The sequence below is a fragment of the Mogibacterium neglectum genome, assembly GCF_030644205.1.
In the GTDB taxonomy this organism is placed as follows: Bacteria; Bacillota; Clostridia; order Peptostreptococcales; family Anaerovoracaceae; genus Mogibacterium; species Mogibacterium neglectum.
The window spans coordinates 723485-738167 of sequence record NZ_CP128647.1 but is presented as its reverse complement, the minus strand read 5'-3'; the positions used below and the strand labels follow the sequence as shown (position 1 = coordinate 738167).

Annotated in this window: 15 protein-coding genes and 1 pseudogene; all 16 read right to left on the bottom strand. The window is 35.8% G+C overall.

Annotated elements, in window-relative coordinates; translation table 11 throughout:
- Window positions 1–26: 26 nt before the first annotated feature.
- On the bottom strand, window positions 27–1565 hold the full coding sequence (locus QU661_RS03430; protein WP_268730879.1) for a CD1107 family mobile element protein: 1539 nt from the start codon (window positions 1563–1565) through the stop codon (window positions 27–29).
- The gene (locus QU661_RS03425; protein WP_000711884.1) at window positions 1540–1779 is read right to left on the bottom strand and encodes a hypothetical protein; all 240 of its coding nucleotides are present in this window, start codon (window positions 1777–1779) and stop codon (window positions 1540–1542) included. The genes QU661_RS03430 and QU661_RS03425 overlap by 26 nt, the downstream gene beginning before the upstream one ends.
- Window positions 1780–1790: 11 nt before the next feature.
- Window positions 1791–3923: a CHAP domain-containing protein gene (locus tag QU661_RS03420; protein WP_304990323.1), complete on the bottom strand. Its 2133-nt coding sequence runs from the start codon at window positions 3921–3923 to the stop codon at window positions 1791–1793.
- A gap of 3 nt (window positions 3924–3926) precedes the next feature.
- Entirely contained in the window at window positions 3927–6356 is a 2430-nt protein-coding gene (locus QU661_RS03415) for a VirB4-like conjugal transfer ATPase, CD1110 family (protein WP_304990322.1), read from the bottom strand.
- On the bottom strand, window positions 6268–6657 hold the full coding sequence (locus tag QU661_RS03410) for a PrgI family protein (RefSeq protein ID WP_011860787.1): 390 nt from the start codon (window positions 6655–6657) through the stop codon (window positions 6268–6270). The genes QU661_RS03415 and QU661_RS03410 overlap by 89 nt, the downstream gene beginning before the upstream one ends.
- Before the next feature lie 3 nt (window positions 6658–6660).
- Window positions 6661–6924 carry a conjugal transfer protein gene (locus QU661_RS03405; RefSeq protein WP_161550930.1) on the bottom strand — a complete coding sequence of 88 codons (264 nt, stop codon included), beginning with the start codon at window positions 6922–6924 and terminating at the stop codon, window positions 6661–6663.
- A 17-nt stretch (window positions 6925–6941) separates the two neighbouring features.
- On the bottom strand, window positions 6942–7805 hold the full coding sequence (locus QU661_RS03400) for a VirB6/TrbL-like conjugal transfer protein, CD1112 family (RefSeq protein WP_006525981.1): 864 nt from the start codon (window positions 7803–7805) through the stop codon (window positions 6942–6944).
- A 19-nt stretch (window positions 7806–7824) separates the two neighbouring features.
- Complete coding sequence (locus QU661_RS03395; RefSeq protein ID WP_000863833.1) at window positions 7825–8040, bottom strand: Maff2 family mobile element protein; 216 nt, start codon at window positions 8038–8040, stop codon at window positions 7825–7827.
- Between the two features lie 3 nt (window positions 8041–8043).
- Window positions 8044–8355 carry a single-stranded DNA-binding protein gene (locus tag QU661_RS03390; RefSeq protein WP_304990321.1) on the bottom strand — a complete coding sequence of 104 codons (312 nt, stop codon included), beginning with the start codon at window positions 8353–8355 and terminating at the stop codon, window positions 8044–8046.
- A 344-nt stretch (window positions 8356–8699) separates the two neighbouring features.
- Window positions 8700–9452, bottom strand: a complete 753-nt coding sequence (locus tag QU661_RS03385; protein ID WP_106382496.1) for an alpha/beta fold hydrolase — start codon at window positions 9450–9452, stop codon at window positions 8700–8702.
- 89 nt (window positions 9453–9541) lie between these two features.
- Window positions 9542–10351, bottom strand: a pseudogene (locus QU661_RS03380) (VirD4-like conjugal transfer protein, CD1115 family); the annotation flags it as partial.
- Between the two features lie 11 nt (window positions 10352–10362).
- Window positions 10363–10548 (bottom strand): transposon-encoded TnpW family protein, encoded by a 186-nt coding sequence (locus QU661_RS03375; RefSeq protein ID WP_000545053.1) that lies wholly within the window; start codon window positions 10546–10548, stop codon window positions 10363–10365.
- A 109-nt stretch (window positions 10549–10657) separates the two neighbouring features.
- Complete coding sequence (locus tag QU661_RS03370; protein WP_019124107.1) at window positions 10658–11665, bottom strand: ORF6N domain-containing protein; 1008 nt, start codon at window positions 11663–11665, stop codon at window positions 10658–10660.
- A gap of 71 nt (window positions 11666–11736) precedes the next feature.
- On the bottom strand, window positions 11737–12060 hold the full coding sequence (locus QU661_RS03365; RefSeq protein WP_001222544.1) for a hypothetical protein: 324 nt from the start codon (window positions 12058–12060) through the stop codon (window positions 11737–11739).
- 173 nt (window positions 12061–12233) lie between these two features.
- Window positions 12234–12986, bottom strand: coding sequence for a phage replisome organizer N-terminal domain-containing protein (locus tag QU661_RS03360; protein WP_019124106.1), 753 nt, complete (start codon window positions 12984–12986; stop codon window positions 12234–12236).
- Between the two features lie 2 nt (window positions 12987–12988).
- Window positions 12989–14641: a MobQ family relaxase gene (mobQ, locus tag QU661_RS03355; RefSeq protein WP_000852173.1), complete on the bottom strand. Its 1653-nt coding sequence runs from the start codon at window positions 14639–14641 to the stop codon at window positions 12989–12991.
- Between the last annotated feature and the right edge of the window lie 42 nt (window positions 14642–14683).

The following is a 14683-nucleotide window of genomic DNA, read 5'->3' as shown; positions in this document are numbered from 1 at the left end:
CCAAAATAATATGTTTTTAGGTGCGTTTATTCTTCATCTTCTACTTCATCTGCATCATTTATTTCTTCCTCACTTTCTGCTTCAGAAAAGAAATCATCATCTTCTTCCTCTAAGGCTTCAAGTTCTTTATCTTCTTTCTTTTTTACAACCTTAAAATAGTAGCCTGCTCCTAATGCACCACCTACTACAAGAAGCAAAATAATATAGGTTCCTAAATTACTCTTTTCGTCCTTCTTCTCAGGCTTTACTTCTTCCTTAACAGGTTCTTCTTTTACTACTTCCTGCTTTGGTGCTTCTTTTTTCTCCACCATGTTAAGCAAATCATCTTCAGATACTTCCGTAAGAAGCATTACATTCTCACTATCTTCATCATGATTGATGATTAAATAAAAGGTCTTACCGTTTTTAGTCTGAAAGGTAATAAACTGCCTTGCATCTGCCGAATATTTATCAGTTTCTTTATTATCCTTATCATCGCTATGATGAATCGGATATTCCTTATTTGCATTATCCTTATTTTCCGTAACACTTCCTCTTGCCTTAGACGGTGCAGAAGCTACTCCCTTATTGGTATTTACACTCTTACTTGTGCCATCCATAGCTGAATCTTGGCTGTTATTGTTAGCAGGCGTTTTAGCTGTCAGCTTATTAGGATAACGAATTTCCTTTTCTTTATCTTTTGATTGTTTAGTATTTTCATCTTTTGTAGTATTTCCAAAACTTATCTTTGGTTCACTTCCCTTACCTGTATTTACAGGTGGCTGAGAATTTCCTGCACTTGTTTTTATACTGCTATTTGGTGGAATTGGTGTAACAACATTAGATGATGCCGGAGCTTTATTCACTTCATTAGCCTTTTTTTCAAGATCTTTAATCTTTTCATTTAGCTTGTCCATTTCCTTTTTAATATCAGAAGATAAATCTTTGTTATCCTTTTCTTTTTTCAGTTTTTCTTTCAGACTTTCAATTTCATCTTCAAGAGCTTTGATTTTTTCCTTCTGCTTATCGCTTAACTTATCTTTATCCTTAATCTCATCATTTAGCTTATCAAGCTCCCCTTTAAGTTCTTTTGCCTGCTTTTCCATCTTGGAAATATCCTCTTTGGAAAGCTCTGTCTGCGTTGACTTATCTTTCGTCTTTTTATCTTCCGTCTGAGTGCTTTTATCCTGCTGTGGCTTTTTTTCTTCCGTCTTAGTTTCTTTATCCTTAAGTTCAGCCTTTGCTACCTTACGGATAATCTCATCTTTTCCATCTCCCTTTACCTCATAAAACAGAAACTCATCAATGAATTTCATATCATCTGGGAGCATTGGAAGATCTCCGCTATCAATAAGTTGTCCTTTCTCAGCCTTTATCTTTTCTTCCTTAAAGACCTTTTCATCTTCAAAGATATACCTTACATTTACTTCAACTTCCGTTTGAACAGCTTCGTTTTTTGTTGGAGCTTCAGATTTTTGCTCCTGTGCATAAACAACCGTCCAAAGACCTAAAATACAACTAATACTTACAATTACCGCAAGTGCTACCGTCCAAAACTTATTATTCTTTTTCAAACTGGTTTTCATTTGTTTTCTCCTTTTTCATTTCTGCTTTTTGTCTGTTTACCTTTGCCATCAAATCGCTGATTGTGATGTTATTCTTTCTGCAAATGGCAATGATTTCTTCATTTTCAAGCTCTTCTTCACGAATGAATAAAGGCTCCAATTCTTCATCAATCAGAGCCTTTTTATCATTTAACTTCTTTATTCTGTTTTTTACTGCTATCAGTTCCTTTTTCAAATTGTTACCTCCTATTTCTTTACATTTGGCGGAAAACCGAATCCTACGGGATGGTGCTTACAAAATGTTGCTATCCAATCATCTAAGGTAGTTACTCTTATTCGACCGATGTTATCAATCACTTTTCCATCTCCAATGTAAATACCTACATGACCATAGGTAAGCCCTGCACTGCTTCCGCTACTGCTGCTTTCGACTGCCACAAGCATTCCGACCTTGAGCTTTGACCTGTCTGATGTAAAGGTATAGTTTCGGTACATATCACAGGCATTCCCGCCTATATATCCAAGTCCTGCATTTTGATAGACCTGTGATACCCACATGGCACACCAGCCTGCACCCGGAGATGGCGTAATGTATGCAGCATTAACAATCTTCTTTTGTACTTCCGTAGATGCCTCATACTCTTTTCCACCGCCGATACCACCATTTGCACTGATAAGGTCAGAATTACCAAAGGCTTCTCCCATATTGCCTTGTGCAAGGAACAAGGCTTCATAGTGCTTTAGATTATCGGGATAGTTTGCAAAGACCTTTCGGATAATGCTGTCCATCTCTTTTTTATGAAGCGTTACGATGAGTTTTTTATACTCATAAGGTTCTTCGTGGCTTTCGGTATATTCATTGCCATCTTCATCGGTATAGGTTTCCGTAACCGTCCTGTATCTGATTTCAATTTCTTCCCTATACTCAAGGTCATACATGGAATCAAATAATTCTTTTAATATGGATTCTACTTCCGATACACTCTTTACCTCTCCGCACCTTGATGTAATGTAGGATAAAAGCTCATGGACATTATGACCGATGTATTCTGTATTATTTAAGATATATTCATCATATCCGGGATAATTTTCTTTCACATGGTCAACTTCACTTTGAAGCTCACCCTCCATATCTGAAAATTTCTGATTGATTTCACTTAGGACATTTGGCTTTGATAAATAGCTTGTTGTAAGCACAGAGCTTGTAGAGTTCATAAAGCCTGTCATTCCCGTTCCTGCAAAGTTAATCACAAAAGTCCCTAAGATAATGATACCTATGAAAATAAGCATTAGTCCTTTTGCTTTTCGGATAATCATATCCTTTGAGCTTTTCAGTGTTCCGATAAGTCCCTCTTTAATTCGATCTCTAAGCCTTGACTTATTCTCACGAGAAATTGCTGCCTTTACCTGATTTTTCTTTTGAAATCTTTTATATGCACTTGCTCTTTTATACTCATCCGTCTTTTTCAGTTCCTTTTTGGCATCACGAAATTCCAACTTTGACTTACGCTTTCTGATTTTATAGTCCTTATTTGTAAGGTCATAGCCTCTTTTAGCTCTTTTCTTATCAGAATACTTCTTTATGCCATGAATGAGCTTGGAGCTTGTATCTGCTGTCTTTTCTCCTGCTTCCACTCCTTGATTTTCATCACTTCCATGAGACAAGTAATCTCTTACAGTTTCACTTCCTTTGGCAAGTCCAGAAAGTGCAGATGTTTTTACCATATCTTTCTTTAGCTTTTTCTTCTGCTCTTTATAAATACTGCTATAAACTTTTTTGCTTGCAGTATCTTTTCCAGTCTTTTTATCTTCAGGCTTATTCTCCTTTAACACATCATCCTTTTTCCTTGTATAAAGGCTTTCGGTATAGTTTTTTCTCTTATAATTTCTCTTTTGAGCTTTTTGGCTTTTTGAGAAGCTATTTGTATTTTCTGCTTTATGATGAAGATTATCCTCGACATCATAGGTCGATTCAAAATAGTCGCTATCCCTAAAGTCATTGTCGTATCTGTCCATAATCCCATCATTATCAAGGTCTTTTCCTAAAGGATCATAGATTTTTCCATCCTTAACCTCCGTAGTATAATCTGATCTTCTCGTTTCAATTGCGGAATTTACGTCTCCCTTATCTGAAGCTCTATATTTTTCGTTTCTCTTGGATGTTCCATAAGACTTTTCATTATCAGCACTTACCTTACTTGTTTTTTCACGCACTTTATCCTGAAACCGTTCTTTCTCATGAACGATTTTACCTCTGTAATCATCGTTATGTTTTAGCTTACTTTCTTCAGGAATAGTATCTGTTTTACTATGAAATATCTCTCTTTCAAGACTCGCCTTATGCCTTTCCCTAAAGTCCTTTTTCAGCTTCTTTCCCATAGGTTACCTCACTTCTTCCGGCTTGGTAGTCATCTTCTGATATAAAATTGTATCTTTCGGAAACTTATCAAGGAAAGGCACAATGGTATTTCCAAAGAAAAGTAGTCCCTCACCTTCATTGGAGTTGGTAACATATCTAAGCTGAGGAAGTGAGATTTTAAGTTTTCTTGCAAGTATCTCTCTATCTCCCGATGCTTGATTTAGCATTAAGACAAAGTCTGTATTGTCAAAGATATTTTCTATCTCCTTACTCATAAGTAGGTCTTTGACATTCTGCGTAATACCTGTTGGAATACCTCCCCATTTACGAAATCTTTTCCAAATCTCTACGGAATAGGATGCTGTCTGCTCATCTTTTAAAAGCAAATGGAACTCGTCGATATAGTACCTTGTAGCCTTGTTTCCTCTGTTTTGTGACACCTTATTCCACACCTGATCCTGAATAACAAGCATTCCTATTTTCTTTAACTGACTTCCAAGTTCTTTAATATCAAAGCAAAGGAGCTTCTTATTCAAATCCACATTTGACCTGTGATTAAAGACATTAAGAGAACCCGATACATAGATTTCCATCTCTGTTGCCAGCTTCTTACCAACCTTTTCTTCCTGTCCTTTTAACATATCGTATAGGTCTTGTAGTATTGGCATATTATAAGGCTCTGGGTTTTCAAAATACTTTTCATAAATCTTTGGCAGGCATCTGTCTATTACAGACTTTTCTTCTGCTGTAAGACCACTACCACCTACTACAAGCTCAAGCATACTCATGATAAAGTTTGCCTTGTCTTTAAGAGGTGCGTCCCCATCTCCATAATTTGAATTTATATCAAGGGGATTCAGGTAATCCTTTGACTTACTGCTGACCTTAATGACTTCTCCCTTAAACTGCCTTACAAGGTTTCCATACTCTCCTTCCGGATCGCAGATAATCACATCATCATCTGTTACTAAAATCGCATTTGCCATTTCTCTTTTGGCACTAAAGGATTTACCGCTGCCCGGAGTTCCGAGGATTAGACCGTTTGGGTTCTTTAATTTTTTTCTATCTGCCATAATCAGGTTATGGCTTAGGGCATTTAGTCCGTAGTAAAGACTATTACTTGAATTGATAAAAAGCTCCTCTGTGGTAAATGGCATAAATACTGCCGTTGATGAGCTTGTCAATCCTCTATCTATTTCAATCTTATTTACACCAAGAGGCAGCACGCTCACTAAACCTTGTTCCTGAGAATGGTCAAGTCTTTTCAGCTTACAGTTATGCTTATTTGCAATGGAGCTTATTTGAGCAATTGTGTTATCGAGCTTTTGCACTGTCCTTGCAAAGTTCATAAAGACGATACTTACCACAAACATTCGCTCATCTCTTGTCTGCAAGTCTTTTAAGAGGCTTTTTACATCTTCCCCATAGGTGATTAAGTCCGATGGAAGAATGTCCATATCATAACCGCTTCTTACCGCCTTCTTATTTTCCTCAATCTTCATCTTATCAATATCAGTGTTTTTTCGTTTTACCATCTTAATGGCTTCCGATTGGTCGATTGCCCTAATATGAAAGGAAATATTGATGTTATCGTCAATATCCAAAAACTCGGATAACATCCTATCTGAAAGCTCACTGGCAAGGATTTGAAAATGACTTGTTGCTCCGATGAATTTGCCGAACTTAAAGTATCTACTCGGTGTAAAGTTAAACTCATCAGGCACAATATATGTCTTTGTGCTTTCTCTTTTCTTTAGGTCTTTGTAGGAAAATTCAAATGTTTTATTTGGATTTAAAATATCGTGAAGAACCTTTAGTCTTTCTTCTCCGATAAGGCTTTCTGCTCGAACTCCCATACTCTTTAAATTAGACAGTATATCTATCTCAAGTCTTTCAAGTTTTGATGTTGCCTGCTCTAAATTATCCGCTTCCACTGTAAAGGTTACATACTTTGATTTTTTAAGTCCGTTATTTCCCTTTACAATCTGGCTTTTAAGCATCTCTCTAAATTCAAAGCGTATATCGTCAAAACCGTCCTTTTTATCCGGTATCTGAATTGCCGACTTCATTTCTTCGTTTCGTCCGAGCTGATTGATATATGAAAACTCAATGCTGATGCTCGGATCAAAGGAATTTAGAAAGTTTGCAAACTGATTAAAAATCAAGTCCCTATCTTCATCTAAGGCAAGCTGATAGTTAATGTCCTGAAAGGCTATACTTTTACTGAAGTGCCTTTCATCAAGCTGGCATATTCCGCTTTTTAAAAGCCTTAGATAGGGAATGGTATCTTCTACCGTATATCTTTTCGGTTCTTTCTTAAAGATAAGGTCAAGGATTCCTCCCTTATCTTTTTTTGACTTGCAATTACTTTTCTTTAAGTCCCGCTTTTGACTTCTCAATGCCTTTTCGTTTTGCATGAGTTTTATTTGCTGAATTTTTCTTTTCTTGTTCAAGGTAAACCTCCTTTCTCACTCTCTTTTTTGGCTGATAAAACTTATGAAGGTAGATGTGCTTAAAATATTTCTCAAAGGTCAGTCCGTCCTTTTCAAATAGTGTGATGAAAAAGATAGGAAGCGTGGATACGATAAGGAATATGACAGCTATGTCATTTGGCACAAACTTCCTTATAAATAAATAGACTGGTATTCCAACCAGTCCTGCAAGTGTGAAGCCTATGAGCTGCCTTTTCGTTAGGTTAAAAGCAACCTTTGTCTTTACCCTATTTAAGTCTTTAGGGATTGGTACATATGCCATATCTTACCTCCCATCTTCTTTACCCTTTGACAGCTCCTCAAAGTGTTCATATACAGAGCCGATTTCTTCCTGAATACTCTCTATCTGTTCATTCGTACTTTTGTTATATCTTTCCTGCATTAAGCAAAAATCATTATGGCAGCGACCGATGTCATCTGTTCTTTCTTCCAATTCTTTTACCTTGTTATGAAGCCTGATTCTATCAATTATCGCCATAATACCTGCTCCAATTACTACTGCTGTAAATATTGTTTTTCTTTTATTCATACTATCTTTCCTTTCTTTTAGTGTGCATTTAATATGCTTTTGGCCAATGTTCCGCTCTTTAGCATCATTAACCCCAGCAAAACCGCATAGCCAAGTATCGTCATTGTACTTGTGTGTATATCTGTTATCTTAATCGTCTTAACTAAAACTGCGTAAATTCCAAGACAAACCATTAAAAAGAGTCCTTGTAGTCCAAGTGCAAATAGTCCTTTGATGTAGTTTGTTCCAATCTGTCCCCACTCCTTATTTCCCATTGTGGCAAATGGAATGGCTGAAACCGATGAGTAAACATAAATCTCAAACATTCTTCCGTAAACTACAAGCATAATCACAACGGATATTACCTGTATAGCAACCTTGATGAGTGAGGTTTCAAAGAGAATCATGACAAGTTCTCCAAGCCCCTTTTCTTTTAGGGTATCCATCATTGCTACTATCTGATCTCCGGAAACGGTGGCAGAGGTATTTATCACCCCTGCCGCCTTATTTACCATGTGCTGTGCCACATCAAAAACCGCCATCGAAAACTCAAAGGCATGGGATACTAACCATACAGCAATCCACATCTTGATGATGTACTTGAAAAATTCAAAGGTATCTGTATCGTGCATATTGTTCTTTTGCATTACCATATTGATAAGCTCAATACAAAGAACTGCTGTGATGATTAGTCCCGCTATTGGAATGATAACGGAATCGTTAATGCTTTTGATAAAGGCAAATACATCTCCGTTCCACCCCATAGGCGTTTTACCTACATCTGTTGCAACCGCACCAACTTTGTCGTTGATATCAAGAAACATGGACTCTAAGTTTGCTTGGATACCGCCCAGTAGAAGCTCCTTAAAGAATTCTTCTATCTTGTCGAATATTCCAAACATCTAAGCTCTCCTTTTCTTCTTAATTGAGTACATTGGCAAGTAGTGGAATGAGCTTAAGTCCGATAAGAACGATACCTCCTCCAGCCATAAGCTGCTTAATACCTTGGCTCTTAGCACCGGGATTGTCATTACCATATCCTTCCATCAGGTTGATAACGCCCCATGCTCCAAGTCCTGCACCTACTGCCATAACCAAAATCTTTAATACATTAACTGCCTGTGTAAAAAATGCCATAAGTTATTCCTCCTCGTTTTCTTCTTTCTTTTCAATCTTGTTATATGACTTCACTACAAAGTTTTTGTAAGTCTTTCCCTCTTTTTCACGCTTCTTAAAGTAACCAAAGATATGAATTAAATCGCCTTTCTCAAAGGCTTTTGCTATTTCTGTCTTTTCTCCATAAGCTGCACAGTTGATGTACTCCTTACCCTTTCCGTACTTTTTTACAAGCGTGAAGTTTGCAACTTCCACTTTCTCTCCTTCATTTTCAAAACTTGAGAAGGTAGGCTCCGCCACTAAGTTGGCGTTGATGTTAATCATTTCCTGCTTCATTAAAAATTTCTCCTTTTCAATTCAATAAAAAAGCGACTGGAGTATTTCTTTTCCAATCGCTGATACTCTTACTATTTAGTTTTTTCTTAGTGGGACTTCTGATCCTTATCATCTTATCTCCTTTATTGTCTTTAACATATTTAAGTGAATTAGCATTTTGTCGTGTATATATTAGTGAAAGGTACTTGAAATACTAGTTCGCTAATTAGCGAGTTTCCCCTATTTATTGATCGCAATATAAATTGAAAATAGGTATGAAAAAAGACGATAGATTTTTTTCTTTTCTATCGTCTTACGCATTTAGTATTCAATTTTTCAGTTCAACAAACTGCAATTTGTCTGTCTCAAAACAATTCGTTTATCATTGTCACAAATAAATCCGGTTTCAATAAAACAAGACCTGCATGCCCCAGTTTAGGCAAAACCTTGAATTCTGTTTGCGGAAAATGCTGATTCATGTAGGCGATATCAAGTTTTCGCTCCTTTTCTTCGCCATCGGCATACCAGTAATGCATTTGCGTATCGACCTTCGGAATGGGCTGTGGAATCTTATAGTTGTTGCATGAGTCAAAAGTTCTCCATAACGTTTTTCTACTGGAGCACTTCAAAACATCTGCAACATATTGAAGATCTTCCTTCGAATATTCATCGGTAGCAAAAGCCTTCTCAAGCAAGCGCACTCCACCTGTCCTGCCCAGCATTATCATGAGATAGTCTCTCAAGGCGATAAAGCGTGTGACAAGCCATGGTAGCTGATATGGTGTAATGCCTCCGTCCATAATGCAGTGTCTGATTGGAATAAGTTGTCCAAGCGTTACCATTAAAGCAACGGAGCCGCCCATCGAGCACCCATATACTGCATACAATTCGGCAATCTCTTCAGCCTGAAGCCACTCATTCAATTCGGCAGCGATCTTCTCAATGCTTGTAAAGTCACTTTCATCCTCAGAATCATATCCGGGAAGAGCCGGAATAATCAGATGATATTTGTTTTTGAGAAGCGGAATTAAATGTTCAAAATAATCCCATCTTACAACAGAAGGATGTATCAGCAGAATTGCTTGTTCATTACCTTTTCCAAATTCATGTATATTCATTAGTCTAATCCATCCTGTGTACAAATTCAAATTTATCTAGCTCTATTATATCAAATATACCCTCGACCATATAGTTATAACAGTAAATCTTACAATCTTGTAATTACCGTATTTCTATTAAGCTTAACCTTGCCTTTTCTCTTTATATATTCTTCAATATCAAACACATTCTTCTTGTCATAATCTTCTAAGAACTTATAGTTCTTATGCTTTGTGATGTCGAATTTATCTGAAAGAAAAGGTCTTACACCTCTAAGCTGAAAAATACATTTACTACCGTCCATTACAGTAATCTCATCTTGGCTCATCAGTTCCTTACCTGTCTTTTGATAATTAAGTCCGAAAGACTTTTGATTTGACCTTGTTTCCGACGTGTTATACAGATCGATAGTTTCTTTTCCCAGTGTTTCAGACAATTCTTTTAGCGTAGTTTTCTCCTTGCCACCAAGAAATAAGGTACTATCACAGTTACCTACGATTGTATCAGCGTTATCCTTGTAGATTGCCTTTAGCTGAGATTGTGCTTGAAGTATGATACTTGCTGATATTTCTCTGGAACGGATTGTTGCTATAAGTTTCTCAAACTTTGGAATTAAGCCGATGTTTGCAAATTCATCAAGCAAGCATCTCACATGGACAGGTAATCGTCCGCCATATACATCATCTGCCTTATCACATAAGAGATTAAAAAGTTGTGAGTACATAATGGATACTACAAAGTTAAAGGTATCATCAGTATCAGAGATAATAACAAAGAGTGCCGTTTTTCTATCTCCGAGTGTATCAAGCTCAAGTTCATCTTCACTCATCAAGTCCCTAAGTTCCCTAATATCAAATGGAGCAAGCCTTGCACCACAAGAGATAAGAATAGATTTTGCCGTTTTTCCTGTAACAACTTGTCAAGGACTTTCTAATCATTTTTATCGACTTTTTGATGTTTTTCTCTCTCCATTTCCCTAAGCATTATCCTTTTCAATTTATCTTGCATGGTTTCAGTCGCATTTTCATTAAAATGGACTACAACCTCGTAAGTTGCCCTTCCTATCTTCTTTATGGTCTTTGTTCCAGTATTTTGTTCATTTCTGTTTTCGTGCATATTATTTTCCTCCTATTAGTTGCAATTAAAAAAGACGATAGAATTTTATTTCTACCGCCTTTCGCAAGTCTTATAGCTATTCATTGAATAACGCTTTACCATTTACATATTAAATTTTCAAATCCTTATTGTTCAGCATTCCGCCAAACATCATATGATACATATCCTTGGAAGATTCCTCTATCTTTGTAATACTTGATATTTTATTTCCTGCATCTTTTGATGAAGCTCCGCAAAGATAAAAGGCTTCACTGTCTGTTCCATAGTCAATGGCAATATATCTATCGTGATACTTTTTACCTGCAATTTTCATCTTCAGATTGATATTAGGGTAATCTTTTCTAAAATCGTTTAGGATATTTTTTGTCAGCATATCCTTGTTCTTCACATTGTCGCTAAAGACTATAATTTCAACATTGTCTTTTGCAGCCCTTAATAATTCTAAGGTTTTCAAGCCTATATAGTTGTCTATCACATAAATGCTTTTCTTTGCAGACTTATATATTTTGGTATAGGCAACATCTGCTTCAATCTTATCTCCGTTCATTAAAAGGAAATGCTTGTATGTGTCCGGATCTATAAAATTATCCATAACCTTTTTCAAATCTTCTTTTGTAGCCATTTGCGACTTTATTTCAGCTATATCCTTTGTATTTTGATTTGTCTGTACTGCTATTTGAACTAATTCTTTTGAACCGATAAAATCTTGGTTTTCAATGATAAAATCTTTCATTTGCTTAAATGTTCTAACTAAAGCTCTGCTTTGCTTAACAGCAAGTTCACCTCTTAATACAGTCATCAGCATATAAATACCTTGTTCTGTAAAGGCATAAGGATTGTATTTAATATTACTTCCTCTACCAGTCCCTCTGTTCAAGGTGAAATTTTTGCACCTTGAAAGTTCTACCATTTCTTCGTCCGTTAATTGGAACATGAAGTCTTCACCTTCAAATTTTTCTGCGTTGTTTTTCACCTGTCTATTAAAGTTTTTTGTTTCATAACCATATATTTCAGCTAAATCTGCATCAAGCATTACTTTTTGCCCACGAATAAGATATATTTTTTCTTGTATAGTTTTATCATCTACAATAACTATCTCTTTATTTTCTTCTGCCATGAAATGCACCTCCAACATTATCTAAATTCTTTTCCAATTCGCCACGCACTGCGTAGCTTTTTGAATAAGTCTTATATTCTTTTATATTTTTCTACTCCGCCTTCAGCTTTTCCGATGTGTTCCACATTTTTTACAAGTCCCTTATTTACATTTTCATAAAACCATCTGCCAATCAATGCCGGAGGTGTTGCGATTAACTCTCTCAAAACAAATTCTTTGTCCTTTGGTAAAGAGCTAATTTTGTTTAATAAGGTAGTATATAGGTCAGCATAGCTTGTATTTTCTTGTAAACTACTACACTTACAATATTCAGTAACGCTTGGGAAACCTCCCTCTATTGCTTTTTTAGTTAAAATTTCAAGTTCTTCATCGGTTACAGTAAATTGAATTCGCATTTATATATCCTCTCCTTATAACTGAGTTTATTACCATATCACTATCATTTTATCATAAATACGATATTTTTTCCATACTGCAATTTTAAGCCATATTTTACACTTAGCTATAGTCTGATACCTATTTTATCATTAACGCTCTAAAAACACCTTCCCACCGTCTTGTACGAGGTCTACAAGTGTTCCCCCTTGTCATAATCTTCAAGGGTATATATTTTTGATTTATGGCTTTCTTTTAATTTAACTTTATCTTGCTCATACCAATGAACTAAGGTCGCATAATGATCTTTATAGTTTCTTCCCGTGCTTTGCATATAGGTTGACAGCTTCTCTATCATTTCTTCCCTATGACCTTGCATTTTATCCTTTAACTTCCCATATTCTTCATCGGTTAAGGAAACATTTTTATATTCTCCATAAAGGTTGGGGGATATTTTTTCTATCTCCCCCTCTTTTTCTAACTCTATATCTATCTCTTTATCTATCTCTATATCTCCGTTGCAGTTTTGTTGCAAAAGGTTGCAAGGTGTTGCACCAGTGTTGCATTGCAACGCTTTTTGTCCTCTCGATTTTCTTGAACGCCTTGTAGAAGCTGTTTCTGAACCTATAAGACTTGGGATTTCTGTTAAAAAATACTCGTCATTTTCTGTGATTATCTCCATCAAGCCTTGTGCTATAATATAATTTACTGTAACCATTACATCATCTTCCGTTTCATCAATCGTTAAGGCAATCTCTTTGATAAAGTCTGTTTCTACTCCATCATAATACAGCTTCCCACTATCTTTTAAGCTAAGTAAAAGCAATTTAAGATAGATGATTGTATAGGTATCTCCTCCTGATATTTTTCTTAGCCTTTTGATTCTCTTATCTGTAAAAAAATCTTCTTTCAATTTTAACCAATAGTATCTTCTGTTGTCTGCCATTTTTATCTTTCCTCCCCTTTATTTTTATAATTTTCTTTAGCCTTTTCCTTGGCTTTTTGTTTGTACTGCCCCTTTATTTCCTCTTGCTCTTGGAATTTTTTCAGTTGTGCAATCACACTTGGTTTATCTCCTCTCTTAATTGCCTTGTCTATCTCTATGCTTAGGTCTATTCCATACTCTTCATTGACAATCTTTACTGCATATTTGATATGGTCTATCTGCTTAAATTCGTCTTGAACTTTAGCTTTATCTTTGGTTAGCTCTTGTATCTGATTTTCAAGGCTTGATATTTCTTTCTGCCAATCACTCGACTTTATAGCTGATGTTCCAGTAAATTTTTCTATGATCTTTCTTGCTCTTTGGTATCTGTCTATTTCTTTTTTATGGGAATTGTAAAAACTGTCTTTGAATAGTGTCTTGCTTTTGTATTCCTGATAGACTTCTTTGTTTTCTCTGATAGCGTCTATGCAGCTTACACATTGATTTAGGTCTTTTATTCTTTGTGTTTTATCTTGAATATCACCACTTATCTTTTTACTTTGCTTTGCCAGTTCAAAGACTTTTCCTTGTAGGTCTGCTATGGTTTGAAGATGATTATCTTTCAAATAGTAGATTGCTTTTACAAATCTCTTTAGGTCTGCATTTCCCTTTTTTATCTGTCCGTAGTAGGATAAATTTTTTGTTTTTTCTCCCTGTATCTCGTTGTAGATAGAAATATACTCATAGAGGTTAAAGAGTTCCGCTTTGTTCTCCAGTTCATCTTTCTTGGTCTGTTTATACTCATCGTATTTTGCTTGCAGATTTCCAAGTAAAGAGTCTATCCAAGAGGTGATTTCTTTTATCTTGTTCTTGATGGCTTTTACTAAAGAGTTATGCTTTTTGATTTCTCTATTGATATTTCCTTTGTCGGTTTCGATTCCTTTTTTCTCTAAGGCACTGGCACTTGCTCCCATGTGAATGGTTGGGATTTCTTCTATCCCTTGTCTTTTGTAGGAACGATGATCTACTCTCTTTTCCTGATGATTTTTTTCTAAATACTGATTACAAAGGCTTGCAAAATTCTTTCTCCATTTCTCTGCGTTGCCTTTATCGTTCCAGTCTGTCAGCTCTACTTTTCTTGTTTTGTAATTACCACTTTTTAGTTTTATCTTTTCTCCCTTTTCATCAAGAACATATTCTTTTTTGCTTTTTGCCAGCCACTCTCCTTTTTTATTAATCGGTCTAAGAGTAGTCATAATATGTGCATGGATATTGTTATTTTCTTCATCACTTTCATCATGAATTGCAAGGTCTGCTATCATTCCTTTTGATACAAAATGTTCTTGTATGAAGTCGGTAATGAGTTTCTTGTTTTCTTCAAAGGATAATTCTTTTGGTAGAGCAATGATAAAATTTCTTGCAAGCTGTGCATTGCTTGCTTTCTCATTTAGTTCAACGCTGTTCCATAATGTAGTTCTATCTTTTAATGCTATGGGAACATTCTCCGGCAAGAAGATTTCTGAATGTAAAAGTCCCTTTTTATTATGGTAATCGTGAACTTCTCCGTCCCATTCATTTTTGATTTTCTCACAAGAGATATATGCTGCACTTGCAACTGCCGATTTACTTTTTCCTCTGCTTATCATAGAAATATTAAAGTGAAATGTTTCTGCCACTTTTAAGCTCCTTTCATTTTTTGTTTGTTTTCAGGTAAAGGA

Coding starts and splice junctions, on each gene's coding strand:
- QU661_RS03430 (WP_268730879.1), bottom strand. CDS start 1,565: ATGAAAACCAGTTTGAAAAAGAATAATAAGTTTTGGACGGTAGCACTT.
- QU661_RS03420 (WP_304990323.1), bottom strand. CDS start 3,923: ATGGGAAAGAAGCTGAAAAAGGACTTTAGGGAAAGGCATAAGGCGAGT.
- QU661_RS03410 (WP_011860787.1), bottom strand. CDS start 6,657: ATGGCATATGTACCAATCCCTAAAGACTTAAATAGGGTAAAGACAAAG.
- QU661_RS03405 (WP_161550930.1), bottom strand. CDS start 6,924: ATGAATAAAAGAAAAACAATATTTACAGCAGTAGTAATTGGAGCAGGT.
- QU661_RS03400 (WP_006525981.1), bottom strand. CDS start 7,805: ATGTTTGGAATATTCGACAAGATAGAAGAATTCTTTAAGGAGCTTCTA.
- QU661_RS03395 (WP_000863833.1), bottom strand. CDS start 8,040: ATGGCATTTTTTACACAGGCAGTTAATGTATTAAAGATTTTGGTTATG.
- QU661_RS03390 (WP_304990321.1), bottom strand. CDS start 8,355: ATGAAGCAGGAAATGATTAACATCAACGCCAACTTAGTGGCGGAGCCT.
- QU661_RS03385 (WP_106382496.1), bottom strand. CDS start 9,452: ATGAATATACATGAATTTGGAAAAGGTAATGAACAAGCAATTCTGCTG.
- QU661_RS03375 (WP_000545053.1), bottom strand. CDS start 10,548: ATGCACGAAAACAGAAATGAACAAAATACTGGAACAAAGACCATAAAG.
- QU661_RS03370 (WP_019124107.1), bottom strand. CDS start 11,665: ATGGCAGAAGAAAATAAAGAGATAGTTATTGTAGATGATAAAACTATA.
- QU661_RS03365 (WP_001222544.1), bottom strand. CDS start 12,060: ATGCGAATTCAATTTACTGTAACCGATGAAGAACTTGAAATTTTAACT.
- QU661_RS03360 (WP_019124106.1), bottom strand. CDS start 12,986: ATGGCAGACAACAGAAGATACTATTGGTTAAAATTGAAAGAAGATTTT.